This window comes from Eubacterium oxidoreducens (genome assembly GCF_900104415.1).
In the GTDB taxonomy this organism is placed as follows: Bacteria; Bacillota; Clostridia; order Lachnospirales; family Lachnospiraceae; genus Eubacterium_C; species Eubacterium_C oxidoreducens.
Window position 1 is genome coordinate 1 of sequence record NZ_FMXR01000025.1, and the last position, 26,370, is coordinate 26,370.

22 protein-coding genes and 1 pseudogene are annotated in these 26,370 nt (G+C 39.4%); 19 read left to right on the plus strand and 4 right to left on the minus strand.

What is annotated here, in order from left to right:
• A pseudogene (locus BLS20_RS12885) lies at positions 1-185 on the minus strand (hypothetical protein); the annotation flags it as partial.
• A gap of 94 nt (positions 186-279) precedes the next feature.
• On the opposite strand from BLS20_RS12885, the gene BLS20_RS12890 reads away from it, so the two are divergent.
• The 7 genes from BLS20_RS12890 (at position 280) to BLS20_RS12920 (ending at position 8,683) form a co-directional block, all read left to right on the plus strand.
• Positions 280-1,446, plus strand: coding sequence for a radical SAM/SPASM domain-containing protein (locus BLS20_RS12890; protein ID WP_090174768.1), 1,167 nt, complete (start codon positions 280-282; stop codon positions 1,444-1,446).
• The gene (locus BLS20_RS12895; protein ID WP_090174769.1) at positions 1,439-2,296 is read left to right on the plus strand and encodes a hypothetical protein; all 858 of its coding nucleotides are present in this window, start codon (positions 1,439-1,441) and stop codon (positions 2,294-2,296) included. The genes BLS20_RS12890 and BLS20_RS12895 overlap by 8 nt, the downstream gene beginning before the upstream one ends.
• Positions 2,286-2,993: an HAD family hydrolase gene (locus BLS20_RS12900; RefSeq protein WP_090174770.1), complete on the plus strand. Its 708-nt coding sequence runs from the start codon at positions 2,286-2,288 to the stop codon at positions 2,991-2,993. Before BLS20_RS12895 ends, BLS20_RS12900 begins: the two co-directional genes overlap by 11 nt.
• Before the next feature lie 21 nt (positions 2,994-3,014).
• Positions 3,015-3,686, plus strand: a complete 672-nt coding sequence (locus BLS20_RS12905; protein WP_090174771.1) for a PilZ domain-containing protein — start codon at positions 3,015-3,017, stop codon at positions 3,684-3,686.
• Between the two features lie 14 nt (positions 3,687-3,700).
• The gene (locus BLS20_RS12910) at positions 3,701-4,996 is read left to right on the plus strand and encodes a hypothetical protein (protein ID WP_242870593.1); all 1,296 of its coding nucleotides are present in this window, start codon (positions 3,701-3,703) and stop codon (positions 4,994-4,996) included.
• 120 nt (positions 4,997-5,116) lie between these two features.
• Complete coding sequence (locus BLS20_RS12915) at positions 5,117-7,210, plus strand: methyl-accepting chemotaxis protein (protein ID WP_176762423.1); 2,094 nt, start codon at positions 5,117-5,119, stop codon at positions 7,208-7,210.
• Positions 7,211-7,405: 195 nt separating this feature from the next.
• Complete coding sequence (locus BLS20_RS12920) at positions 7,406-8,683, plus strand: fibronectin type III domain-containing protein (protein ID WP_090174773.1); 1,278 nt, start codon at positions 7,406-7,408, stop codon at positions 8,681-8,683.
• Positions 8,684-8,786: 103 nt separating this feature from the next.
• Here the strand turns inward: BLS20_RS12920 and BLS20_RS12925 are convergent, their stop codons facing one another.
• Positions 8,787-9,377 carry a class D sortase gene (locus tag BLS20_RS12925; RefSeq protein ID WP_090174774.1) on the minus strand — a complete coding sequence of 197 codons (591 nt, stop codon included), beginning with the start codon at positions 9,375-9,377 and terminating at the stop codon, positions 8,787-8,789.
• The gene (locus BLS20_RS12930) at positions 9,374-13,327 is read right to left on the minus strand and encodes a SpaA isopeptide-forming pilin-related protein (RefSeq protein WP_090174775.1); all 3,954 of its coding nucleotides are present in this window, start codon (positions 13,325-13,327) and stop codon (positions 9,374-9,376) included. The genes BLS20_RS12925 and BLS20_RS12930 overlap by 4 nt, the downstream gene beginning before the upstream one ends.
• A gap of 289 nt (positions 13,328-13,616) precedes the next feature.
• Here BLS20_RS12930 and BLS20_RS12935 point away from each other — a divergent pair, with 289 nt between their 5' ends.
• From BLS20_RS12935 to BLS20_RS12945, 3 genes are read left to right on the plus strand one after another with little or no spacing between them, the layout of a single operon-like run.
• The gene (locus BLS20_RS12935) at positions 13,617-16,382 is read left to right on the plus strand and encodes an NHL repeat-containing protein (protein WP_207645168.1); all 2,766 of its coding nucleotides are present in this window, start codon (positions 13,617-13,619) and stop codon (positions 16,380-16,382) included.
• Between the two features lie 44 nt (positions 16,383-16,426).
• Positions 16,427-17,059, plus strand: a complete 633-nt coding sequence (locus tag BLS20_RS12940; RefSeq protein WP_090174776.1) for a flavodoxin family protein — start codon at positions 16,427-16,429, stop codon at positions 17,057-17,059.
• Between the two features lie 23 nt (positions 17,060-17,082).
• Entirely contained in the window at positions 17,083-17,904 is an 822-nt protein-coding gene (locus BLS20_RS12945) for an ADP-ribosylglycohydrolase family protein (protein WP_090174777.1), read from the plus strand.
• A gap of 121 nt (positions 17,905-18,025) precedes the next feature.
• On the opposite strand, the gene BLS20_RS12950 is transcribed toward BLS20_RS12945, so the two are convergent.
• Positions 18,026-18,343, minus strand: a complete 318-nt coding sequence (locus BLS20_RS12950) for a hypothetical protein (RefSeq protein WP_090174778.1) — start codon at positions 18,341-18,343, stop codon at positions 18,026-18,028.
• A 193-nt stretch (positions 18,344-18,536) separates the two neighbouring features.
• Between BLS20_RS12950 and BLS20_RS12955 the strand changes: the two genes are divergently transcribed.
• From BLS20_RS12955 to BLS20_RS12995, 9 genes are all read left to right on the plus strand, one after another.
• The gene (locus BLS20_RS12955) at positions 18,537-19,187 is read left to right on the plus strand and encodes a DNA/RNA helicase domain-containing protein (RefSeq protein WP_090174779.1); all 651 of its coding nucleotides are present in this window, start codon (positions 18,537-18,539) and stop codon (positions 19,185-19,187) included.
• A gap of 11 nt (positions 19,188-19,198) precedes the next feature.
• On the plus strand, positions 19,199-19,519 hold the full coding sequence (locus BLS20_RS12960) for a nucleotide pyrophosphohydrolase (protein ID WP_090174780.1): 321 nt from the start codon (positions 19,199-19,201) through the stop codon (positions 19,517-19,519).
• 18 nt (positions 19,520-19,537) lie between these two features.
• A complete protein-coding gene (locus BLS20_RS12965; protein WP_090174781.1) occupies positions 19,538-19,840 on the plus strand; it encodes a nucleoside triphosphate pyrophosphohydrolase in 303 nt (100 codons plus the stop codon).
• On the plus strand, positions 19,837-20,988 hold the full coding sequence (locus BLS20_RS12970; RefSeq protein ID WP_242870592.1) for an HNH endonuclease domain-containing protein: 1,152 nt from the start codon (positions 19,837-19,839) through the stop codon (positions 20,986-20,988). Before BLS20_RS12965 ends, BLS20_RS12970 begins: the two co-directional genes overlap by 4 nt.
• Positions 20,989-21,069: 81 nt before the next feature.
• Positions 21,070-21,657 carry a hypothetical protein gene (locus tag BLS20_RS12975; RefSeq protein WP_090174782.1) on the plus strand — a complete coding sequence of 196 codons (588 nt, stop codon included), beginning with the start codon at positions 21,070-21,072 and terminating at the stop codon, positions 21,655-21,657.
• A 52-nt stretch (positions 21,658-21,709) separates the two neighbouring features.
• Entirely contained in the window at positions 21,710-22,252 is a 543-nt protein-coding gene (locus BLS20_RS12980; protein ID WP_090174783.1) for a DUF6933 domain-containing protein, read from the plus strand.
• Between the two features lie 582 nt (positions 22,253-22,834).
• Complete coding sequence (locus tag BLS20_RS12985; protein ID WP_090174784.1) at positions 22,835-23,506, plus strand: hypothetical protein; 672 nt, start codon at positions 22,835-22,837, stop codon at positions 23,504-23,506.
• Between the two features lie 594 nt (positions 23,507-24,100).
• Entirely contained in the window at positions 24,101-24,949 is an 849-nt protein-coding gene (locus BLS20_RS12990) for a tyrosine-type recombinase/integrase (protein WP_090174333.1), read from the plus strand.
• Positions 24,942-26,093, plus strand: coding sequence for an IS91 family transposase (locus BLS20_RS12995; protein WP_090174332.1), 1,152 nt, complete (start codon positions 24,942-24,944; stop codon positions 26,091-26,093). Before BLS20_RS12990 ends, BLS20_RS12995 begins: the two co-directional genes overlap by 8 nt.
• Positions 26,094-26,370 lie beyond the last annotated feature (277 nt).

Genomic DNA, 26,370 nt, shown 5'->3' on the forward strand with positions numbered 1-26,370 from the left:
TCCAAGGAATCAAGGTAATGCGCTTGAACCTTGCGAAGATGACTGTAAAAAGTTGCACGATTGATTCCGTGTAATTCAAGCCATTCAGTGCCTGTCATGTCGGCCGGACGAGATTTGTAAGCTTCAACTTCAGCAATCCATTTCTGAAGTCGCATGTTTTGTTTAATTGTTGTTGGATTGTTCATCTGATAACCTCCCGTAGTTCATAGACTATATGGACTCTATAGAGTATATGGAGTCTATAGACTCTATAAAGTTTAACTACAGGAATTATCTCAAATGAACATGCTAGTTACGAGGTACCGATGGTTTACCGGTTACGAAATAACAATAGGTGGTGAGGATATGGATGCAACAATTGAACAAAGGTTATATGAAAAAGCCGGTAAAATGCATACACCTATTAATGCGGTTTTTGAATTGCTACCGCTATGCAATATGAGTTGTGATATGTGTTATGTAAGACTTAGCAAGGATGAGATGAAAGCGATTGGAGCATTGCAAAGTGTAGACAAGTGGCTCAAGCTTGCAGAACAGATGCAAAAGGCAGGAACGCTTTTTATTATGCTAAGTGGAGGGGAGCCACTTTTATATCCGGAATTTAAGAGGCTATATGTAGAACTTAAGAAGATGGGATTTGTAGTAACAGTAAATACGAATGGGACATTGATTGATGAAAAGTGGGCAAAATTTTTTGCAAAATATCCACCAAGGCGTATGAATGTTACGCTATATGGAGCAGATCAATCTACTTACAAGAAGCTATGTCATTTTGAAGAAGGTTACGAAAAGGCTGTACAAGGAATTCGGCTTTTACGAGAAAATAATATAGATGTCAAAATTAATGGAAGCTATGTTGTAGATAACCGTGATGACATTCAAAAGATAATAGCATTTGCAAAAGAAGTTGGTGCTTTTGTGAACATTGATACCTATATGTATCCGGCTGTGCGAGAACAAAACAGAGCATATAAACAAGAGGTAAGAGTATCGCCGTATCAGGCGGCTTGTGGGAGAATTGAGTATCTAAAAGCTGTAAATGATGAAGAAACGTATAAAGAAATTCTGCGAGAGTTTGTTCGCATAACAAAGGAAACAACGAATGCGACGGTTACGGAAAGCAAGATAAACTGCCAGGCCTCAAAGACTTCATTTGCCATCGACTGGCAAGGATATATGAGACCTTGTGTAATGCTTAAGACGCCTTTGTTTCCGGTATTTGAAATGGATTTTATGGAAGCATGGGACAAGCTGAAAGAAGAATTAGAGAAGATGTGTGTAAATGATAAATGTGCACAATGTAAATACCGGCGCGTGTGTATAGTCTGTCCGGCGAAAGTTTATTGGGAAACAAAAAGTATGAATAAAACACCGGAATATGTATGCGCATATACAAAGGAACTCGTTCGTCGAATGGAAGAAGAATGGGAGAATGTCAATGGATAAAGTATTTCAAATTGGAGATTTTGTCTTTCGATTAATCATCGATGATGAGATACCGGTACCGGAAAACTTTATGCTTTTTGAATCAAAAAGGCAGCAAGAACCGGTGTATACGTATGAGGTGAAAGTAGTTTATAAACTTGAGAATATAACCGGAAAAGTTCTAGCTAAGAGAGAAGATCTGACCGTATATGAAAATGAAGCAGGAGAAAGTCGGCTGCTTGGCATTAAGTATACAGATAAGCAGTATGCCTTGTATACGGAGACGACGTCGAATCATGCTGTAGTCCAAGTGATAAAATCTCAGATAGAGGGATTTCGGCTTGATACGGCATTTGCCTCGTTGTTGGCGCTAGAGCGAAGGATGTATGCGTATGACAGTATGGTGCTGCACTGTGCTTATGTGGAGTATGAGAACAACGCGATTTTATTTTCGGCACCTTCCGGGGTGGGTAAAAGTACGCAGGCGAATCTCTGGGAACAGTATAAAGGGGCAAAGACGATAAATGGAGATAGGGCACTTCTTTCGAAACGTGATGAAAGATGGATTGCACAAGGTTGGCCGATATGTGGAAGCTCACAAATCTGTTATAATAAAGAAATGGACATTGCTACCATTGTGATGCTGTATCAGGCGCAGGAAAATGTTGTGCGCCGGTTAAGGCCGGTTGAGGCATTCAAAAAGTTATATGCACAAATTACGGTTAATGGATGGAACAGCAATCAAGGGGCAAAGTGTATTGCATTATTAGAGCAGCTTGTGCAGGAAGTGCCGGTTTATGAACTGGGCTGTGATATATCAAAAGAAGCTGTGGAAGTATTAGATAAAGGAATAAAGCAAGATGAATTATAAGGCAATTTTATTTGATTTGGACGGAACTCTTTTACCAATGGATATGGATGAATTTTGTTATGGATATTTTGGAGATCTCTTTCAAAAATTAGAGCCATATGGTATGACAAAAGATATTATGATGAAAGCGATGGGAACCGGAATACGTGCTATGGCAGCGAATGAAGGATGCAACACAAATGATGTTGCATTTTGGAATAATTTTGAGTTCATAACCGGAATGAAACGAGCTGATATTGAAGCGGTATGTGAGGAATTTTATGCAAATGATTTTCATAAGTCCAAGCGGTTTACACAGGACAACCCGCTTGCGAAAAAGGCAGTTCAACTTGCACATAAGAAAGCGGCAAAGGTAGTACTTGCGACAAATCCTTATTTTCCATATGCAGGACAAAAGACGAGAATCAGTTGGGTGGGGCTTGATGCGGATGATTTTGATTTGATTACACATTATACAAGTGAACATTTTTGCAAACCAAATCCTAAGTATTATCTGGCAATCTGCAAAAAGATTGGAGTAGAACCACGCGAGTGTCTAATGATTGGAAATGACGAACGAGAAGACATGCATCCGGCTTCTATGATTGGGATGCATTGTTATCTGGTAAAAGATTGCGTGATTAAGGATGCAGAACATCCATGGCAAGGACCGGGCGGAAGCTTTGAGGACATGATTGAGATGTTGGAGCAATTATAAGCAAAAGTGAAAGGAAAAAACATGTATTTAAATGAATTGCTTGCAGGAGAACGAGTGTTTTTAGAGATGAGAAAAGACTCTTCCGTATATGAAGTTGTGACAACGGTTGTAGGAACCGCACAAGGAGAAGAACGACAGGCATTGCTTCAACCGTTTGTTTATAAAGGTAAAGTCATGGATCTTGGAAATCAAGGTGTGGACAATGTTGTTTTTTCGCTTTATACAGTGAATGAGAACAAGGAACGAATTGGATGGAGTAACGTCAGAATTCGTATGATTGATTATAAGGGGAATAAATTCTATGCAGCAACCAGTCAGAAGTTTCACGAAATAAGTGATACGGCAGAACGACGGGATAATAAGAGAATTCAGATAGACAGACCGGCAACAATGCTAGACAGAAGTGAAAATAAAAGCTATCAGGTGACGGTTCTTAATATCAGCGATACAGGAATTGCATTTGTCACACAGGATGATATTGTCTTGGTTAATCGGCATTGTAGACTGACCTTTCATGATGAAATTAATGGAAGTGATTATGAATTGGTGGTTGATGCAATCTGTATTCGGAAAGAACGAATGTATAATAAAGGTTACCTTTATGGCTGTGAAGTTATGGAAGCTTCGCACCAGGTATTGGCATATGTTTATATCAAGAAAATTATGGAGCAGTATAATCAGCGAAAGATATAGGATTAGAAAAAGTGATGAGACACAAAGAAGAAATGGGAATGTTACAAATCAATGAACAGCAGGTATATCAATTACTTTTTAAAGGGAATTTCGGACTTGAGAAGGAAGGACTTAGAGTTACTTCGCAGGGGCGATTTTCTCATACTGCACATCCGTTTTCCAAAGAATCCGGTGTGGTAAGAGACTTTTCGGAAAATCAAACCGAGATTAATACCGGAGTTTCTGACAGTGCACATGGAGCGATTGTGGAACTTCGGGAACTTACAAAAAAACTTTATCAGGATATGAATAAGCTCAACCCAAAGGAGTATATATGGCCATTTTCTAATCCGCCATATATCGAAAATGAGGCAGATATTCCGATTGCGCAGTTTTATGGGGATGAGCAAGTAAAGACGGTATATAGACAGTATCTGGCGCAGCGATATGGAAGATATAAGATGACCTTTTGCGGGATACATGTGAATTTTTCATTTGCAAAAGAACTGGTGATGGCATCTTGCAAGGCAGCAGGGCGTGATGATTATCAAGAATACACCAATGAATTGTATCTGGATTTGGCACAAAAGTTGGCGGTATATGGCTGGATCGTAACAGCACTTACCGCAGCTTCGCCGATTATGGATCGGTCATTTGTAGAAAAAAAGGTGAAAGGAAAGACGCTGTTTTTGGGTATGTCATCTGTTCGATGTTCCGAACTTGGATATTGGAACTTTTTTACACCAATATTTGATTATTCATCTTTAGAAAAATATGCTTATAGTATGCAAAAGTATCTCGATGAAGGCTTGATTGCTTATATGTCGGAGCTGTATTATCCTGTTCGACTTAAGCCAAAAGGGATTAATACGTTAGAAGGATTGCGGGAACATGGAATTGATCATATCGAACTTCGCATGGTAGATCTTAATCCTTACGTATACGAAGGAATTGATGAGCGCGATCTTAAATTTATTCATCTTTTTTTAATTTATCTTGCAAGTCTGCCTAAAATTCAGTTAAAGCAAAAAGATCAAGTACAGGCTGCGCAGAATTTTAAGAATGCCGCACATTATGATTTGAAGACGGTGAATATTGTGATGCCGGATGGAAAAACACAACCGGCGGCAGATGCGGGACTGGAATTGCTCTTGCAGATGCAGGAAGTTTATAAAACATGTGATAGTCAGACGCGGGAAATTATAGAATTTGAAAAAGAAAAATTTATCACACCGGAAAAAAGATATGCTTGGAGACTGTTTAAACAGCTTAAAGAAGGATACGAACAGGAAGGGCTGAGGATAGCCAGACAAAGGCAAGAAGAATCATAAGTACGAATAATAAGAGAAAATTATTTTTTTTCAAAAAAAACAATGCAACTATAGGACTTATTTGCTATAATATAGACACATAAGACTATGTGTTAAATGGTTAGGAGGAATATAGTTGTTATGAAATTTAAAAGAATTAGCCGAAAGATGCTTTGCTGTATCTTACCGGTCATTATCATTATGATGGCGGTTGTAATTGTTTTCAGTATGAATAGCAGTAAGAATATTACGGAAACAATGAATGCCGATCGTATGGTAAGAGCCCTTGGAGAACAGGAAGGCTTAATTAGTGAAGATCTGGAAAGTGTTTCGAATATGGCAGTTACAATTGGTAATATAGTAGAAACCAATCAGACTAAGATGCCGATTGAAGCATATTTACAGATGCTTGGAAATATTATTTCCGATAATGAAATGGTAAATGGTAGTGGTATCTGGTTTGAGCCATACGTCTTTGATGAAGATGAGGAATATTTTGGACCTTATATTTATAAAGATGGTGATGAACTTGTAACTACATATGATTATAGTAATGCAGAATATGATTATTTCTCGCAGGAGTACTATACAATGTGTGAGAATGCGGAGGGAGCACAGTTTACAGATCCGTATTATGATGAAACCTCAGGAAGTGTTTTAGCATCTTGTGCAGTGCCGATTTATTTTGATGATAAGTTTGCAGGATGTATAACCGTTGATATTGAATTAGGAACTATTACACAGATTGTGAACGATATTCAGATTGGTGATCATGGGGCAGCTATGATGATAACCGGAAGCGGTGTTTATATGGCCGGTGTTGAGGATGAATTACTCATGAAAACTAACAATATTTTGGAAGATGAGAATTCTTCTCTTGCAAAAGCCGGAGCAGAAATTTTGGAAAATGAGAGTGGTACGACTTCTTATACTTCCGGAAAGTCAACCATCAATATCTATTATGATACGCTTGATGCAACCGGATGGAAGCTTATGCTTACCATGCCGCAGTCAGAGCTGAATGAAGCTTTGAACCATATGGTAATAGTGTTGGGAATCATTGCAGTCGTTGCGATCGTGGTAGCGGTATTTATTGTTTTGATGCTCGTGCGTTCGATTTCAAATAGCATTAATCGCGTCCAGGAATTTGCAGGATCGCTCGCCCAAGGAGACTTTACAGTGGAAAATCTTAACGTAACTACGCAGGACGAACTCGGAATCATGGGAGATTCTTTAAATGATATGTTCGATGCCAACCGTGAAGTGATTTCAAGCATAAAGTCTCACGCTGGAGAAGTAGATGTTTCGTCTAGGACTTTAAAAGATGCAGCGGATGTATTGGCAGAAAAATTCGAAGAGATTCAGCGTTATATGTCTGATGTAAATGAAGCGATGATGAATACTTCAGCAGCAACCGAAGAGGTAAATGCATCTACAGAAGAAGTACTTTCAAATGTAAATCTTCTTGCATCCGAAGCAGAACAGAGTATGCAGATGGCAAGTGAGATTCGTGTTCGCGCTACGGAAGTAGGGGATAACAGCAGACATGCCGTAGACTCAGCAAATGCATTGGGAAGAGATTTCTCAGAGCGCTTAGAAAAGAGTAGTGAGAATGCTAAGGTAGTAGCAAGTATTGGAGAGCTTGCGCAGGTGATTTCAGAAATTGCAGAGCAGATTAATCTGTTATCATTAAATGCTTCGATTGAAGCAGCACGTGCAGGAGAAGCCGGACGTGGATTCGCTGTTGTTGCAACCGAAATTGGTTCTTTGGCAAGTAGCACCTCAGAGGCAGTAGAGCAGATTAAGACAACGATTGATCAGGTGCAAAAAGCATTTAATGAATTGGCAGAAGATGCACAGGGAATGCTGGGATTTGTTACGGATACCGTAGCACCGGATTATGCACAGTTTGTTGAAGTTGCAGAGCAGTATGGTAAAGATGCAGAGGCAATCGATGATACTTCTGGTCGCATTTCTCAGATGACAGATGCTATTAAGCATATTATGCAGGAAGTTACGGATGCAGTGCAAAGTATTGCAGAAGCAACGCAAAATACTACGGAATTAAGTAATAATATTACAGAAAATGTAAATGAAGTATCTACAAATGTAACGGAGATTTCAGATCTTTCGGAAGCTACGGAAGAGATTGCATCGAACTTAAATGAAGTAGTTGGCAAGTTTACTCTTGATGAGTCAGAGTATGCACAAACAGGCTTAGGTGAAACAGAATAAAGAAAACACAACAAAACAACATGGAGATCATATCAACAGGTATGGTCTCCTTTTTTGATGTATTGTATATAATTTCGCAAAATACTGCCATTTTACCCCATATTTAGTTGTTGAATGACAACTTTATTTGTATTAACATGATATTTAGGACAATTATACTAGTGGGAGAAATCAGGAGTAGGAGTTTTTAAAAGCATGAAAAAGAGTTTAATCGCGAAAGTAGTCTCGTGTATTGTGGTATTTACCTTGTTTGTTGGGGTGCTTCCGTTCACACAGGCTCAGGCTGCAACTGTTAATACAAGTTATTCATCAGGTGTGACAACGGGAACAATTCGGTATATATCACAGAATCCGAATGGATCACTGTTTTATACAAAATATTGGCCATCCTCATCATTTGGGAATTATTCAAGTCCCAAAAGTGAATGTGGTACGGCTTGTATCTCAATGGCGCTTAGCTATGTGGGAATTAATAAAACGCCAAAGAAGATTCTAGAGGCAAATAACGGTTCTACCGTCTGGAGCGGATGGGGAGCTACCTACAATTCTTCTTCTTCTAGTTCGAAGATTGCAACTTATGTCAAAAACTATCTAAATGGAGATGGCTCATATTCACCGCCGGCAATTCAGCTTAAGAAATATACATCCGGCAATGGACATTTTATGCTGATTATAGGCAAGGTTTCAAGCGATACATATAAGGTATTGGATCCATGGGATTGCGCGATTAAGCAGATTACGGTGAATGGTTCGACGCTTACTTATACTTCAAGCTTGAGTGGTAAGAGTTATACAGATACGTTTGTTACAATCAGACAGTTTTACAATGCAGGAGCATCCATTGTAGACAATGATACAACGAAATCCACTTCTGCAGCGAGCGCAGATACGACCAATCCGACCATCAGTGCGGTAGAACTGGTAAAGCAGACATCTTCGTATTATAAAATCAAAGTAACACTAAAAGATAATGTCGCAGTTACGACAAAGAAGGTATCGTCTTATACACAGACAAATGGAAAGGATGACATTGCAACAAGCAAGAAATCCTTTACAGCAACCAAAACGAAGACGATTACCATTAAGGTAAATAGAAGTGATCATGGGAATGCTTATGGTGCTTATGTGACGAATATTTATGCATATGATGCAGCAGGTAATGCATCTTCGGTGCAGTTTAAAACCAATCTTGTAAAGAGACCGACCATCAAGAACGTTACAAACGGCCAGGCAGGAGCAATTACCGTAAAGTGGTCAAAGAATTCTGAAGTAAGTTATTATCAGGTCAAATATGTAAGCGGTTCTGTTTCAAAGAAAGTGAAAGTGAGCGGAGCATCCGTAACTTCTAAGAAGATTACAGGACTTACAAAGGGAAAGACTTATAAAGTATATGTACGTGGAGTAGTACAGTCCGGCTCTAAGAAATATTATTCTAGCTGGAGTAAGGTATCGTCTATAAAGATTAGTAAATAAAAAAGAGGCTGACGCCTTAGATGATGGTTTTTAATTGTTAGATTTTGAGGTCTAACATTAAGAGCGGTATGATCATCTAGGCGTAGCCTTTTTTGATAAGCAATTATTCAGTTTCAAGCTCAGCGGTAATGACAAGCCGGTGCGTTGCAACATAAATAGGGGTACAGGTATACAGCGTAAGAAGCTTCTTATCCGTTGATTGCTCTAAGACAGAAAGGTCTGTTGGTTCTACAACTGAGATGGAGCTCACCTTATAGGAGTAGGTGGTATTATCCGTATCAACATAAATCATATCGCCTTCTTCGATTTCGCTTAGACGATTAAAATATTGACCAAATGTGTAATTGCGGTGGCCGGCTATGACACAATTGCCAGTCTCGCCCGGCAGGGCAGTACTACTTTCGTGGCCAAGAGCAGCAGATAAGGAGGAAGAGGAGGTTCCTTCTACGACCGGATTTTCAGAATCAATTTTGGGAATCCGGACAATGCATACAAGATTGGTGTTTTTATCTTGGGAGGCATCGTTGGTAGCAGATTGGGAATCCTCAGCTGTAACAGTTTGTCGGTACTCTTCAATAAGATTTTTCCTTTGAATCTGTTGATAAATGTTGAATAATATTGACGATATGATTACGGCTGCTCCTAAAATAATTAGGAGACAGCCTATTAATTTTTTGATTTTTATTTTTTTCATAATGATTTATGTTTCTTTTTTAAACAAATGAATATTCCGGCCAAAATCATGCAGATACCAAGGGCATAAGCGACTATAGTTCCGATAAATCCACCTGTCTTGGCAAGCGTAGAGGAAGAATCGGAGGTGTCGTCTTTGGTAGAACTTGCGTCAGTGGTATCGGATGCTGAGACTTTACTTGTATCATTGGTGCTAAGGGTTGCTTTCTTCGATGAGGATGTGTCAGTGTCATCGTCATCGCCAGCGGTTTCTTGTGTGTCCTTTGAAGGCGCCTTTTGTGAGTTGTCTTGTGACGGCTGCGAACCCAATCTAGGAATGGAGTCTTTGTTTGCCACGAGATAAACCAGGTTATCTGTTTCTTCTTCAGAAGAGTCGGTGTCTAATAAAACGACTTTCGCATTATTGGAAATGTAAAAGGAAACAGAGTTGGCATCACTATAACCATCTGCGGCGATTGTCTGTTCTAAGGTATATATAGTTTGATAGTTTAAGCTTAGTGTTTTGTCACTGCCATCGGTAGTCCACTGTGCAATGGTTTCGCATTCGGAGTCGTCACCGGCTTCTTTATATAACGTAAGCTGCGCGTCAGAGATTGGATTGTCATCGGCATCCACCTCATTGAAAATCACGTCGACTGTTTGCGAAGGGTCAATCGTATCGGTAAATACAAACTGCGCACCGTTAGAAACCATATAAGTATCAGACTCTGAATCATATTGAGATATGATACCATCATTGTCAATCTTAATGGCAATGGTGTCAGAAGAAGCAGCAGTATAACCATTAGGAGTGGTTGTTTGTGAGAGGTAATAGGTACCCGGTGAAAGATTATAGGATACTGCTTCTCCGCTAGAAATCCAGGTTGCAATTGGATCCGAACCATCTTCGCTTTTGCTGATTGTGATGGTGGCATCCGTAAGACTCAATCCTTGACTGGCTGAGACAACATCAATGCCTACCGTATAGGTCTTTTGCGTGTTTAGGACGGTTTGCGTGACTGCATTGGAAAGACCGGCCGCTCCGGTCGTGACCGTAATGCCATTAGCATAATCGGTTGTTCCGTCAGTTGGGTTGTAGCCGGCATGAGCCTGTGTTTCTACCAAAGTGTAGGTGGTGTTAGCTGCAAGCTTTCCGACAAAGGTGATTTCTCCATTTTCATCCGAAGTCTTTGTTGAAATTATGTTGTTGTCCGAATCAAATAAAGAAAATGTCGTATCTGAAAGTTTGACAGAAGAATCTTCGCTATCCGTAACGGTCACTTTTAAATAAACATATTTGGACATGGAAGCGCCGGCAAAATCAGATTGGTAAAAGGTGCATACATCACTATTTGATGACGTAGAACCGTAACCAATGATATTGGCACTGTTGGAAAAGTCATTAGCGGCTGTGTTTGTTACATCCGCCGTATAAGTTAAGATAAAAGCTCTGCCATCATAATCTTCCGGAAGCGTAATTTGCATTTGCGTTTTGCCGGAGGATAGTTCGCTGATGTTGATGGCATCTTCGGTTAACGAAACCAATGAATCTTCGGTCAAGGTGCCGGAAGAGGAAACCGTTGCGGTATAAAGCGCAATGCTGTCTTCGTCAAGGGTAAGGCTGGCACCTAAAAGATCAGATACCACAACGGTATTAATATCTTCTTTATAGAGCTGCTGCTGCGCAACATTTAAGTTTACCGTGAAATGAACGCAATATGAGCCGGTTGCATCTGCTGCTTTTTGGCCACTTTTTTCAATCACTTTTGTATCAAATTGCGTTTGGGTTGTACCGGTGCTTGTTGCAAGCAAATATTCAGTACTTACAAGATTGGCCTGATTGGTAATGGTTATGGTGCTGTTATTTTCATATAAACTAGTATCTGACACTTGTGCATAGAACGTGATGGTTTCACGAGCAGATAAACTAGAAAGCGTAACGGTTAAGGTGTTATTTTCATAAGTATATTGATAAGATTCTTCACCGGAATACGTGAAAGAGTCTTCTACAAGCGTTAGTCGTGAGTCTAAAACATCCGTAATCACAACATTGTTCATTTGCATATTGTTAGCGTCAACTGTGATGGTATAAGGAATGCACTTCGTGTTATAGATATAGCTTCCGGCTGTCTTGCTGATGACAACACTTTTATAAGTACCGGAAGCAGAATCGCGAACATCGCTATTACCATCGGAAGATAGTGTTGCAATGTTGGTATATTGCTTAGAAGCATTGCTTGCCCATATGCTGCTTTGGGTATCGTCAAGCTGTGTGATAACATAAAATGTTGCGGTCTTTGAAGTTAAATAATTACCGAAATCAAATGCGACACTTGTGCCGTTATCCGTTATGGAAACGATATCTTCAGAGGTGGCGTCTCCATCAATTACCAAATCGGATAATGCAACATAAGTATGCCCGGTTGGCAGGGTGTCTGTTACGACAACGCCGGTAAGATCCTGCTGAGATTTATTGACTGTTATCTTCCATTTCATCTGATGGGTCGAAGTGTCATAACTGACAAAAGATTTGTCAATGGCCGCATTCGCAACGGTTGTTCCGCTAAAACTTTTGGACACATCAGGCCCGGTAAATGTTGTGGTGCTACTGGTGCCGGTTGTATCGTAGGTGTAAGTTAGATAAGCAGAATTATCCGGAACCGTATGATTGGTTTTTAAGTATTCACTATAATCGGCAATATTGGTAGTGTAAGTGATGGTATAAGTGGCATCACCGGACATTGCCTGTGTGAATGTAAAATTGTTTATTACCTTGGTTGAAGTTGAAGAAGAGTCATCAAGTGTATAACTAACCGGATTGTGATCTTGATCAACGACAGTTATATCACTAATGGTAATCGCCGCGTCACTATCTTTGGTAATGGTGTCATGAAGCACAACATCTGTCAGCGTAAAACCGTTATTGGTAATGGTGATCGTCCACTGTGCACTGCCGTTGGCATCAACAACTCCGCCCTCCTTACTGATCCATTGACTGATTTCTTTGGACTGGGATGTGCTGTCTGAAGCTGTTAGTGTAGTGGTTGTGTGATATTCATTTTCACCGGTCAAAGTAAGCGTGTTGGAATAACTGACATCAATGGTGTCGTCACTGTTCGTGTTGTAGATGGAGGATAAGATATCAGCATGTGATTTATAAGTAAATGTCATAATGTCACCGGCTGTATTGTCCGTATAATTCCAGGTTAGGGTGTTGCCGTCGACCGTTGGTGTGATGGCAGTTGCTTCCGATGAATTGATGGACACGGTTAAGGATCCTTCTATATACGATTGACCCTCGCTAAGTTCGTCCGTAAACGTATAGCCTTGTTCATAGGTCATAGGTTTTGTGGCATCATTGGTAACGGTTACGGTCCATATGATGTTGCCGTCGGAATCAATTTCAGAAGCTGATTTTGAAAGCGTAGGAGCCTGTGTCATCTTTTCAGAGACCAGTACCGTGTAAGAGGAGTCACCAAATGTAAGTGTGTAAGAGCCGTCCTCGCTTTCCGAAAGAGAGGAGGTATCTAAAGTCAGCTCAAATCCTGCATAGGCGCCTTCTGCTATGAAAGCAGCTTCCTCGTAAGTAACCGTAAAGGTTGCTGAGCCATCCGTGGCGATGGTGACGATGCCGATTTCGGTATCGTTATCGGTTACGGATATTGAAGTATGGGTGGCCGGTGCACATGTGGCCGGAATACTTGGAAGATCGTAGCTTTGTCCATAGGTAAGGCAAAGCCCATCCACATCAGCATTGACACTGAATTCTGAAAAAACATATTTTACATAAATGGTATCGGAAGAAGACAAGATGGTATCATCGGTAAGATCTTCTCCGTTAACTTGTACTACCATTTGGCTGATAAGATTGTCTGCTGAGTCAGATTCTGCAGCAGAGGTTGTCAGATAGGGGAAGAGCACGCTGACAAAAAGCAGAATGCTTAGTAGCCCCGCTAAGAATTTTCGTTCCATAAAATAATTCCCTTCGTGTTATAATATTGTATAGCGATTCCCGTGATAATCAAGATTAGGGAATCAGTAAACCTTGCCATTGCAAGGGCGCATGGAATGTATTATATATCATAAATGTGATTTTTATAAGTAAAAAAAAGATGTATACAAAAAATATAGAAGGAAGTTGCAAAACGCAAAGCTTGCCCATTTGCATAATCTATAATAAACTATAGTCATAAAGTACCGGTCTTGCCTGGCTGATAGGGGCTAAGAGCAGGTTTTGACTTTAGGGCATAGGAGGATGATTATGAATATGTGTAAAAAAATGGTGGCTATTATCGCAATCTTTTCGCTGGCACTAGCTTTGTTTTCGGTAACTCCGTATACGGCAAGTGCTGCTTCTAAGACAAAGATTACAAAGTGTTCGGTTAAGATAAAAAAGAAAAAATACATCTACACCGGTAAAAAAATCAAACCAGCTGTTATGGTTAAGTATAAAGGGAAAAAATTACAAAAGAATAAGCAGTATAAAGTAAGTTATAAGAACAACAAAAATGTCGGAACGGCAATTGTGCTGGTTAAGGGAAAGGGAAGATACAGTGGAACCAAGAAAGTGCGATTTACAATTGCGCCGAAAACGATTAAAACAGCTCAAATTACACTTGGTTCCTATCAAAAGACCTATCACGGAACCAAAATCACCCCGCCTGTCACAGCAGTATCCGTCGATGGCGTAACGTTATCGGCAAAGACCGATTATACGGTTTCTTATGAGAATGATTATACTACCGGCAAGGGGGTAGTCGTTGTAAAAGGAAAAGGCAATTATACCGGAACGGCAAAGGTTACGTTTGACTTTGAAATAGCAAATGATGATGGCGCTATTTCGGAGCATGACACAACAAATGATGTCTTTACCGTAAAAGCCAAAAGTGATAACAGCTATGAATCTTCTTTGACTGAGAGGACAAGCTTTCAGTTTGGACAAGCGGCAGCTAGTGTTTTAGGTGAGGTAGGACTTGAAAAGACAAATGGAACCGAATTTAATCATCCAAATGGGATGGCATATACAACGATTGATGAAACCGTTTATTATGTTGTTGCAGATACCTGGAATAATCGCGTGTTGGTTTATAAAGGAGCCTCTGCAGCTAAAGCGATTTCCGGGAATCCATGTAATGTATTAGGACAGACGAGTTTTGATACCAATATGCCGGGAAAGGAATTAAACAATCTGAATTGGCCGATGTCAGTTGCGATTGATGCTCAAAACAGGCTCTATGTTGCAGATACCGGGAATCATAGAATCCTGATTTATGATTCGATTACAGATCTTCAAAATGGAAAAGAAGCAGATCACGCTATAGAATGGTTTGACTCCAATCATGAGAGCCATAATCATCACATCAGCTGGCCTTGGGCAATTTCTACAGATTGTGAAGGCAAACTAATTGTGACCAATACCTTAGGCGGAAAGCTATTAATCTGGGATTCGATTCCGAACGATTGGGAGGGGGAACATAATCCATCTACAATAATCTCTTATGGAGAATCCGCAACGCCAAGAACAATCACATATACCGGTTCGCAGCTTTTGATTGGAGATGAAAATATTGAAAATGTCGGCTCTGGATATTATGTATATAATAGTTGTCCAGATTCGTCCTCGGAAGCCTATGATTTTATCCTTCCAACCGGAAATGGTTATAGTGAAGGCGCTATGATAAATGGTAAATTATATATGTATAGCGATAAACTTTATGTTTATAATGATGGACGAATTGACAATGAAAATGATACCGGGGATATCGTTCTAATGGCAGAAAAAGAACCCTATACCAAGACGGGAAAATATTTCTTAGAAGCTGGCGGTACCAATCGTTTTCTTAATTTGGACGGAGCATTATATATGTCCTTGCATAATCGAAATGCCATTGTCGGATGGAAGGATCCGGCGAATGAACTTACCGGTACAACGATACCGAAACCGGATGTGTATATTGGGACAAGTGGATATGAAGAAGATACCACGCATTTGGCTTCTGATTATCTAATGCATAATCCGATTCCGGTTACGGATGGTGAACATCTTGTTATAGCAGATGACTTAGAGCAGAGTCTTTATGTCTACAAAAAGATTCCAACATCCTCAGGTGCACTGCCGGACTTCACCTATGAGGCAAATCATGAAATTGGTGATATACTACTCTATACAGATGCTGATGACAAGACGATGATGGTTGTAACGTTTCGAACGAAGAATCAGATCTATATCTGGAAGGATTATCAGTTTGATGGATCGCAGCCGGATATCTGCTTAGATGGCAAGATCGGCAGCAAGACCTATTCGCTTGGCACAACCGGGGAAATGATATATGTAGAATATGATGGCACTTATTTCTATCTGTGTAGTGCTACACAAGGCGGCTATGTCATTAACGTTTATCGGGGAATTCCAAATGAAAATTCCGAAATCATCGGACAGATTACCGGGATTACAGCTAGTACGGGAATGGGTGATATCAGTAGTAATGGAACGAATATTGCGGTAATCTATGATACAAAAACAGCATGCGTATTTGAGACTTCGCAATTGGCGCAGGCAACGACACAAGAGCCGGTTACGCTGACAGCGGAGGATGCCATAGGTACGATTGATACGGTGCACGTGGAAGGAAGAGATGATGAACATAATAGCACCCTAAATAAGTGGGTGATTAATGAATCTGGCAGCGCTGAGCGTACGACATTTGGCAGTTTGCAAAGTGTTTTACTTACGTGCGATGGAAAGGTGATTGCATCTGACATGAGCGAAAACCGTGTTATAATCTGGGACAATATCACAGATGCTACTACATACAAGGAAAGCAGTACGCCAGTTATACTCGGCCATGGAACTAACAGCTATGAACTAGATGATTTATGTGATGATACGTTTGCTTATCATGATAAAATTGAAGCTACTTACGCAGATACTTTGTTTATGCCAAGATATCTTGCCTATGACAAAAGTAATCTGTGGGTGGGGGAATTTAAATTTTCCAATCGATTGCTTCGATATGAAATGCAGTAGAATAGAGGTATGTGGCGCAGGAATTTTAGGAATTTAGGGGGGTTATGAAAACAATTATACTTAATGGAAGTCCAAGAAAAAACTGGAATACAGCACAAATGCTTCAGTCGGTACAAAAGGGAGCACAATCGGTTGGTGCGCAAACAGAGTATATAGATTTGTACAGTTTAAACTACACCGGTTGCAGAAGTTGTATGGCATGTAAACGTAAGGAGGCTGAGCGATGCCGCTGTTTTTGGAAAGACGATTTGTCTTTGGTAATCGATAAGATATTTTCTGCAGATGCAATGTTTCTTGGCTCTCCAATCTATTTGGGAAATGTTACAAGTCAGGTTTATGCATTGATAGAAAGATTACATTTTTGTGCGTTGTCCTATGATGACTATTCGAATTACTTTCAGGGGAAGGTTAATGTGGGAGTAGTGATTACGATGAATGCGCCAAAAGCTTATTATGATCGTGTATATAAAGCTAAAATCGAGCAGCAAATGGAAGTGTTTAAGTCTTTAAATGGAACAGTTGAACTAACTCCTTGCTGTGACACTTTGCAAGTTGCGGATTACAGTAAGTTCAGCATGGTGGGCTTTAGCGAGGAACATAAAAAGCAAATGCGGGAAAAGCAATTTCCAAGTGATCTTGCGATGGCTTTTGAGATGGGAGCAAGACTTTCAAAATGATTAAGATGAAGGAGTAAAAGAGAATGATGGGTGCAATTTTAGGCGATATTGTTGGTAGCCCTTATGAATTTGATATGGGGGAAAAGATAAAGGATTTCGGTCCATTATTTACAGATGATACGGAATACACAGATGATTCTGTTATGACAATTGCCGTAGCGGACGGTCTTATGAAGGCAGGACTTAATGGTGATGATGAAACCATTAGACGGGAAGTAATAAAGGCAATGAAGGTGTGGGGGAATAAATACCCTGATGCCGGATATGGATTGCGATTTATTAGTTGGCTAAGTCTGGATGATGAAAGACCATATGGAAGCTGGGGCAACGGTTCGGCTATGCGAGTGTCTTGTGTTGGATGGTTCTATGATACGATTGAACGCACAAAAGAAGTTGCAAAGCTCACGGCGGAGGTTACCCATAATCATCCGGAAGGAATCAAGGGTGCACAAGCTACGGCGTCCGCTATTTTCCTTGCTAGAACAGGAAAATCAAAGGATGAGATTAGAGAATATATTGCAGGTGAATTTGGATATGATTTAACAAGAACGCTTGATGAGATTCGACCATCGTATCGACATGTTGAAAGTTGCCAGGAAACGGTTCCGGAAGCTATTACAGCCTTTCTAGAAGGAACTGATTTTGAAGATGTGGTGCGTTGTGCGGTATCTCTTGGCGGAGATTGCGATACGCTAACTTGCATTGCAGCTGGAATTGCAGAAGCCTTCTATGGAGTTCCGCAAAACTATAAAGCAGAGGTGCTGGCTCGAATCGAACCGGATATGCGTCTGGTATATGAGCAATTTACAAAGTTTAACTCAGTCGGAGAAATCCCCCACCTCTAAGCGTTAGCGTAGGTGGGTGTTATGACAAAGTAATTGTACGTACGATAAAAAAGCGCATTTCTAAAATCATGTAAAAAAATATCCTGAGTGCCCAACAAGCATCCAGGATATTGTTTTGTATTTAGATAGTAAATTTCCCTTCAAAGAAATCATTAAGATGTCCATCTACGGTAGTCTCTCTACCATTTAATTTGATCATAAATGGTTTCTTGTTGTCGGTATTCAGCGCGGCGCGATTTGCCGCAAGCAAGTAGGCGTATTCTTCTGCCTGATGGTAGGCTTCGAAATAAGCACAACGATTGCCCAAGGTCTTATCTGAGGTAATCCAATATTCTTCCACTAAAACCAGACTTGGATTGATATGACTGAGTTCTATAAACTTATCGATATGATCTTGTGTTACCAGTTGGTATTCTTTTTTGAGTGATGATAGTTCCATAATTTTGTCTCCTATAAATCCGAGTAAAAATCTTTAATATCAAATAGAAATATTATTTTGAACATTATTTTTCATTGAAAATATTATAACAGTACTCAAAAAAAGTAAAGAAGAATTTGAAACCATTTGGCTAAAGGAATATACTAAAAAAGTAGCGAATTGATGCCCGTTTTAGGGGAAAAAACAACTTCGTATGCAGGCTGATTCAGAGACGATGGATTGGATTGATTCATTTACGAAAAATGGTGAACTAAAGAAGATACCGGTTTCATCCTCCGGATATAGCATCAGAGTGTTTGACAGCCCGGAACTCTTAGATAAAGAGATTAAGAAGAGAGCTGGTGAGACGGATTCTGCCCTTTCTCGTGTGATTGCTACATATGATTGGGAATACAGCTCAAATAATAGACCGGAAGCGCGCTTGATGAAATACTGGGAAGTGCTGATTGGAAATTGGCACAAACCATGGAACAGAGAGTTAGAATCGGAACTTTCTAAAAAAGAAAAACGAGCAATCAAAGGACTGGCATGGGCTGAACAACCTCAGACAATTGATGAGGTGGGATCAACATTTACCATACAGGGATTTGATCTGAATTATGCGGGGGTAATTCTTGGCTCTTCTGTAAAGTATAGAAATGGAAAGATTATTTTTGATCCATCTGCCAGTTACAATAGTAAGGCTGTTAGAAATAGAACATTATCGGATGGAACAAAAAAGAAGTTTGGTGAGATGCTGATTCAGCATGAGGTTCGAGTACTTATGACTCGTGGAGTGAATGGTATGTATATCTATGCATGTGATCCGGAACTTCAGGCGGAACTTATTAAGGCTTCACGATAAGAGGGATTGATATGGAACAAGAAACAATAGATAGAATCAGAAAGTTTACAGAAGATCGTGACTGGGACCAGTTTCATTCACCTGCCAATTTGGCAAAGTCAATTGTCATTGAAGCTGCTGAATTATTAGAATGTTTCCAGTGGGATGATGAGAAATATGATGAGCAGCATGTGAAAGAAGAACTTGCAGATGTTATGGTATATTGTCAGAATCTCGTAGATAAGCTCGGGTTCGACACAGATGAAATCATTAATATGAAGATGGCACAGAATGAAGCAAAGTATCCGGTAGATAAAGCTAAAGGAAGCAGTGCGAAATATACGGATTTATAGGTGGTGAAGGGGATTACTATGGGGAAGCTTGTGAGAGATCGAATTCCGGAAATTATTAAAGCGGATGGTAAGAATCCGATAACCAGGATTTTACCTGAGGATGAATACCTTCAGGAATTAGATACAAAACTTAATGAGGAAGTTGCTGAATATCAAGCTGATAAATCGATTGAAGAGATGGCGGATGTTTTAGAAGTATTGTTTGCAATCTGTGAGGCCAGGGGGTATTCCATAGAGCAATTAATGAAAGTCAAGCAAGATAAGCAGGATAAAAGAGGCGGCTTTAAGGAACGAATCTTTTGGGAGGGCAATGAATCATGAATCGTGAGCTCGACCTTAATATTGATGGGAAATACTATAACAATCTAGATGTAGAAGGTTTCTCGCAGATGCTAAAAAATCCTTCTTATTGCTATAAGTTTTATTGGCTCGAAGCAATCGTCAAAATGATTTCTAAAGATGTGGTAAAGACATCTTTTAATGATATTATTGATGAGATGATTTGTAATGCGTGGTATACCGTTTTGGAATTTCATGTGCATTTGAGCGGGTTTTTACTTGGTGAGCCGCGAGATGCACTTGAACTTGCGGTGATTACGCTTCATAAGCTGAGTGGATTAAGAGCGGATGCTGATGCAGATAGCATTAGAAATGAAATATGCAAATACGATAAAGAACTTCGTACGTATAAGAATCGACTGACGAAAAATGTTCCGTATAGAGCACTTTCTGGTTTCTTTGATAATGCGAAGCATAATGTGGATTGGGGAAGAACTGGAGCATTGATCAAGTATGCTCAGTTACTAAATCAATCTACACCGCTGCCATATATCATAGGTGAGCGCACAGGATTGAAGCGTGAAGTAACTTTCAGTGATGAATGGATAAACCTAATCAAGGATAATACTGTTTCTATCTTGGGCTGGATCCAGTTTGAAAAGGTGAAATGGCTTCAAAGTAATAATCCAGAGGTTCCAAGTCTAGTGTATAAACTGGCACCTATGGATGAAAAAATGCGTAAGCTTAATCATGTTAGAGTTTTATGGGAACTGATTTTGGAAAAGCAGCCGATCATGGACGTGTTTACGGATACACCGATTGAAAAAGGAAATTATGATATTGATCATTTTATTCCGTGGTCATTTGTGATGAATGATGAATTGTGGAATCTGATGCCGATGGATTCTTCTTTGAATTCATCTAAAAGCAATAAACTGCCAGACTGGAATCGTTTCTTTGGAAAGTTTGCAAAGAATCAGTTTATTCTTTATGACTTGATCAACGATGAGAGTCATCCGCAAATACGAAATAGTTTTGAGAAATGCTATAAGGATAATCTTCATTCGATATGGGCCAACCAGGAACTATATCGAAGAGGAAACACACAAACTGAGTTTTACAATATTCTGGAGAAGAATATGCAACCTGTTTATGATAGTGCAAGGAGACAGGGGTATATGGTTTGGTAGGAGATATTTACGATGCGATAGCTGCAAATTTAAGTGGGAATGCATCAAGATATGTTTTGGTAAGTGCAAGGATAATGTGTCATGAAAATAATTGATATGCGATTTGATTCAAACTTGATTCAGAGTTGGATTGGAAAGAAATTTGTTAAGTACAAGTGTGATGTGTTTAACTTTACAAATAGTGTGACGCAGATCGTTGGATTGTATATTGGAGATGAAATATATTCGTTGACCAATATTCAAGAAGCGGTTGATTATTTTGGATTTATTGAGGATATGAGTGTATCTAAGATAGCAAAAGGTGAAGATTCTGCAATCAAGTCGGCATTTAAAAATGTTGAGATGATATCTACTCCCGTAGGTGAAGAAATTACATCGGTAAAGATTGTCAATGAACAACAGACTATGGCGATTAATGGAGAACTGACGTATGAAGTATGGCTTACAAGAGCAATTATCTTCGAAGCGGGTGGACGCGAGATATTGTTTGAAAAGGATACGGTTCCGTTTTCTGAGGAGATCACAATTCAGAGAGGGTATAATTTGATAGATAAAATCTCTGATAATGATGATTTTTTAGAGGAGTGGGATGAAGAATATACACCGGTGTATAAAAGAGAAGTTATTGTTGTAGCATCCCTTTTCGATTCGAACCGTATAAAGTTTTAGTTGATATTTTTTTGTGTTGTTAAAAGCACAGAGGAAGGAGTGTTATTTGAAGATGTATATATTTTGCTCCAAGGCATTGAAGGCTGCCTTAAATATCAAAAATAATGGATTTGTCAAAATGGTCGCAGATGCTCAATTAGATAAATTATATGCCTGGCATGGACATATAACGAAGCTCGATGGCAAGAATACAATCATATTGATGAATGATCAAACCATGTATTCATTAATCTTTCGGAACAAATTGCCACGAAGCGCCGATAAGTTTTCTGAGCTGATCAAAGAGGCTCTTTTATATACTATGGAAGTGGGCGGTTTCAATCGTCCAGAAATTGAACGCTATATGACCGGAATTGGTGATATTATATTTGCCGAGAAAACGGATCGGCAAATGACCGGAAATCTTAATCGTGCATTCCTGGATTTGGAATGGACCGGTCATAGATGGAACGAGTGTGAAAGCATCCAGGCGGAGCAAGCTGCATTCGAAAACAAAGGAATTAGAAAGCAAGGGAGTGCGTATGTGACGCCCTTTGAGAAAATGCTGGACGAGTTAATAAATGTTAATCCCATCACAGAGGAAGCAGGAGATTGATGGGGATATCATAGTTGTATATAAAATGGCTATAGAGGTTACATCCAAGAATAAATCTTCCTTTTGTGTTTACTATCGTTTCTGAAACATTCGCAGCGGCAATGAAAAAGGTCATGTCGAGCGAAGTGCTGAATTATGTCATTTACACTCGGTTATTTAGAAAAAAGGTATTAGTACCAATTTTCTAAAATAGCGATTGCTATGAATTGTAGTCACACCCAGGTTTTTTACATAGGACAGTTATTTTCGAAAGAAATAGCTGTTCTTTTTTGTTACCACTTTAGAATGGTGTATTCCATGATGGATGATAATTTTGTATAATGAAGACAGATAACTCAGTCGGAGAAATCCCCCGCCTCTAAGCGTTAGCGTAGATGGGGGTTATGACAAACTATACTCAGTCGGGGTACAAGCTCCGACTGAGTTAAACGCTCCGCGAGGATGCGCACGGATTCGGACAGGAATTTGTCTGCTGAAGCAGACCCGAATCCGGCGCGCAAGACTCGCGAGCGAGGCTTCACATTAACAAATCGAAGTTGAATAGGAAAATCAGAGAAGAAATATTTGAAGGGAGAGAATAATATGAAAAAAAATAAGAAGTTAATAGTAATTATAACAATATTTGTAGCGCTTATTTTGCTAGGTGGATGTGCTACAGGGGATGCTCCTAATAACAATGCATCAGATAATGGTGAAAACAATATTAGTTCTGTTGAACAAACCAACGATATGTCGCCTGAGGAATTATTTCAGGCATTTTGTGATGGAAAAATCACTGCCGAGGCACGTTCATATTATGACGATACTACTTGGACTATGGATAACACTAGTTTTCAGTTTGAAGAAACTACACCAGAAGAGGAGTTAGATGCTAGCTTGGCAGTCACTAAAGTTGATCCAGTAGATTTAGACAATGATGGAGAGGTTGAATATATACTTGAAAATGCAATATATGGCGATATGTGCTTTGATTGCAAAGATGGCAAAGTAGTATGTTTTGCTCAAGGCGAAGGAACAGCAGCAATGTGTTCTTTCACTCAGTATGATGGAGCGTATTGGATTGTTCACAGTGATACAACTCACAGTGGAAGATGTACATATACATTAACCAAGTTTAATGGCAATTTAGAGGTTGTAGACTCATTCAAATTTGGATGGGAGGACTGGGAAGATGATGGAATAAAAACTTATTATTTAGATGATGATGAGATAACAGAGGCTGACTATAAAGACTTGTATGATAAGGTATTTTAAATCATCAATCAAATTTAACTCAGTCGGAGAAATCCCCCACCTCTAAGCGTTAGCGTAGGTGGGGGTTATGACAAACTATACTCAGTCGGGGTACAAGCTCCGACTGAGTTAAACGCTCCGCGAGGATGCGCACGGATTCGGACAGGAATTTGTCTGCTGAAGCAGACCCGAATCCGGCGCGCAAGACTCGCGAGCGAGTCTTGACATATCAGTTGAGTACATAGGACAGTTATTTCGAAAGAGATAGCTGTCCTTTTTTGTTATTGTTTTGAATTGTGTATTCCTTACTGGATGAGGATTCTGTATAATTGAAGACAGTGAAATTAACAAATCGCGATTGAACAAAATCGCTGCGCGATGGCCTGCCTAGGCTGTGTGCAGTGATTTTCTTTTTATCAAAAAGGCAGTAGAAAGTAAGTCCTAATAGTAGTATTGTTATAGTCGCGAAACTTAACAATCAAACAGGATCATTACTAACACTGCCATGAAAAGAATACCATTCGCTTGTGCAAAGTACAAGCATCATTTTGATGTACATGCACCTCCAAAGTTTTAGTTGTTCCTATCAATGACTATACTTTCGGAGGTTTTACTATGTATGATGAATATTTGAAAAAACTTGATGAAGCAGGAAAAATACGCAATCTTAAGGAACGTTCTATATCCTGCTATCATAACTATGTTGCTTATTTTTTAAACTATGTCGGAAAAGATCCTAAGGAACTTACCTGCCAGGATGTACGAGATTTTCTTCTACGCAAAAAAGATGAGGGATTAAAGGCCACTACCTTGAATCTCTATAACTCATCTATTCGCTTTTTTTATAAGTTTGTTCTCGGCATACTTTGGGATGAGATTTTAGTCCCACGCATGATAAAAGATCAACCTTTGCCGGTTGTTCTTACATTGGATGAAGTTAATCTCTTTCTCGATAACGTTGAGGATATAAAATATAAGGCAATGTTTGCAACCATGTATTCTTCTGGAATGCGTGTATCAGAAGTCATACACTTGCATTATGATGATATTTCCAGATCAAACATGCAGATTCATGTACGGAATACTAAAAACCGCATGGATCGTTATACAATTCTCTCAAAGAAAAATCTTGATATACTCACCCGCTATTGGTTTGAGAGAAATCGCCCCACCGGCATTCTTTTCCCCAACAGATTCACAGGAGAATATCTTACAGTAAGTACTCTGGAACAGGTCATGCGCAGAGCCATTAAAGAATCAGGTATTACTGCTAAAGCAACACCTCATAGTCTTAGACACAGCTTTGCAACACATCTCATGGAGCAGGGGGTTGATCAAAAGTATATACAAACTCTTCTCGGACATAGAGATCCTAAATCCACTGAGGTATATTTACACAGAAGCAATAAGACTATTATGGGGATTCAGAGTCCTTTTGACAGAGAGGACCTAAAAAATGAATAAACCTACTGTCCAAGATATATTTTTGAAATTTTATTCTGAATATCTTGAGAAATATACACCATCAGCGGAACAGTCCAAAGTTTCAAATGCCATTATGAATTGTAAGACTTCACGCATGGGGGCAAATGTACAGGTATGCGAAGACTGTGGTTGTATTTCAATCCACTATAATTCCTGCAGAAACAGGTGTTGTCCTATGTGTCAGACTCTTCCTAAAGAAAAGTGGATGGATATGCGAAAGGAAGATGTTTTAGATGCTCCATATTTCCATCTGGTATTTACTGTTCCAGCTGAGTTGAATCCTGTTATCTACAGCAATCAAAAACTTCTTTATGATACGTTGTACCATGCTGCTTCAGCCACTATCAACGATCTCTCTGTTCAGGATAAATACCTTGGTGCAAATGTTGGATATATCTGCATACTGCACACATGGGGATCAGAGATGAATTATCACCCTCATATACACACAATACTTTTGGGTGGAGGTCTTGATAAAAACAAACATTGGAAAGATAAGGGTGATAAGTTTTTTCTACCGGTACAGGTGATCTCCAAAGTTTTTCGCGGAAAATACATGGAAGAATTAAAAAGTCTGTGGGAAGATGGAAAGCTAAAGTTTTATGGTTCATCAGAAAAATATCAGAATAGATATGAGTTTAAATCCTTAATTGATACCTGCTATTCTAAGGAATGGATTCCTCATTGCAAGAAAACATTCAATGGTGCTCAATCAGTAATTAAATACCTTGGCAAATATACTCATAGGATAGCCATAAGCAACTACAGAATCATTCGCATCAATGGTGAAAATGTCACATTTTCCGTTAAAGACTACCGTAATGAAGGCAAATGGAAGGAACTTACTATAAGTGGAGTTGAATTTATAAGGCGATTTCTTATGCATGTTCCGCCAAAGCGCTTTGTAAGAATAAGGCATTATGGATTGCTTTGCAGCCGCATGAAGAACAGTAATCTTACTTTATGCAGGAATCAACTTGGTTGTAAGAAGTATATATCCGAGCTCAGGAATATGACATCTGCTCAGATATTGGATCATCTATGGGGATTTAAGGTCGGTATATGCAAGCACTGTGGCGGAAAAGTGATTGATCATCATAGACAAAAACCGTTACTTTGTTGATATACAGGAATAATATTTGCAAAAACCTCGCATATGGGAGGTTTATTTCTGATACCCTAAAATACAAAAAACAAAAGACATAATGTATGCTATTATCTAATTAGGCAGTAAAACTGGTAAGCTCCATGAATTGAAACTCCATATGTATCGGCTCCACGGACGCTTACTTTGTTCAATTAGGTTAAATCGCAATAAGATCAAACGAAAGGGCAGTTATTGTTATAATTCAAGCTGCTTTTTCGTTTGACCTTACAGCGATTCTAACCTAAAGAATTTG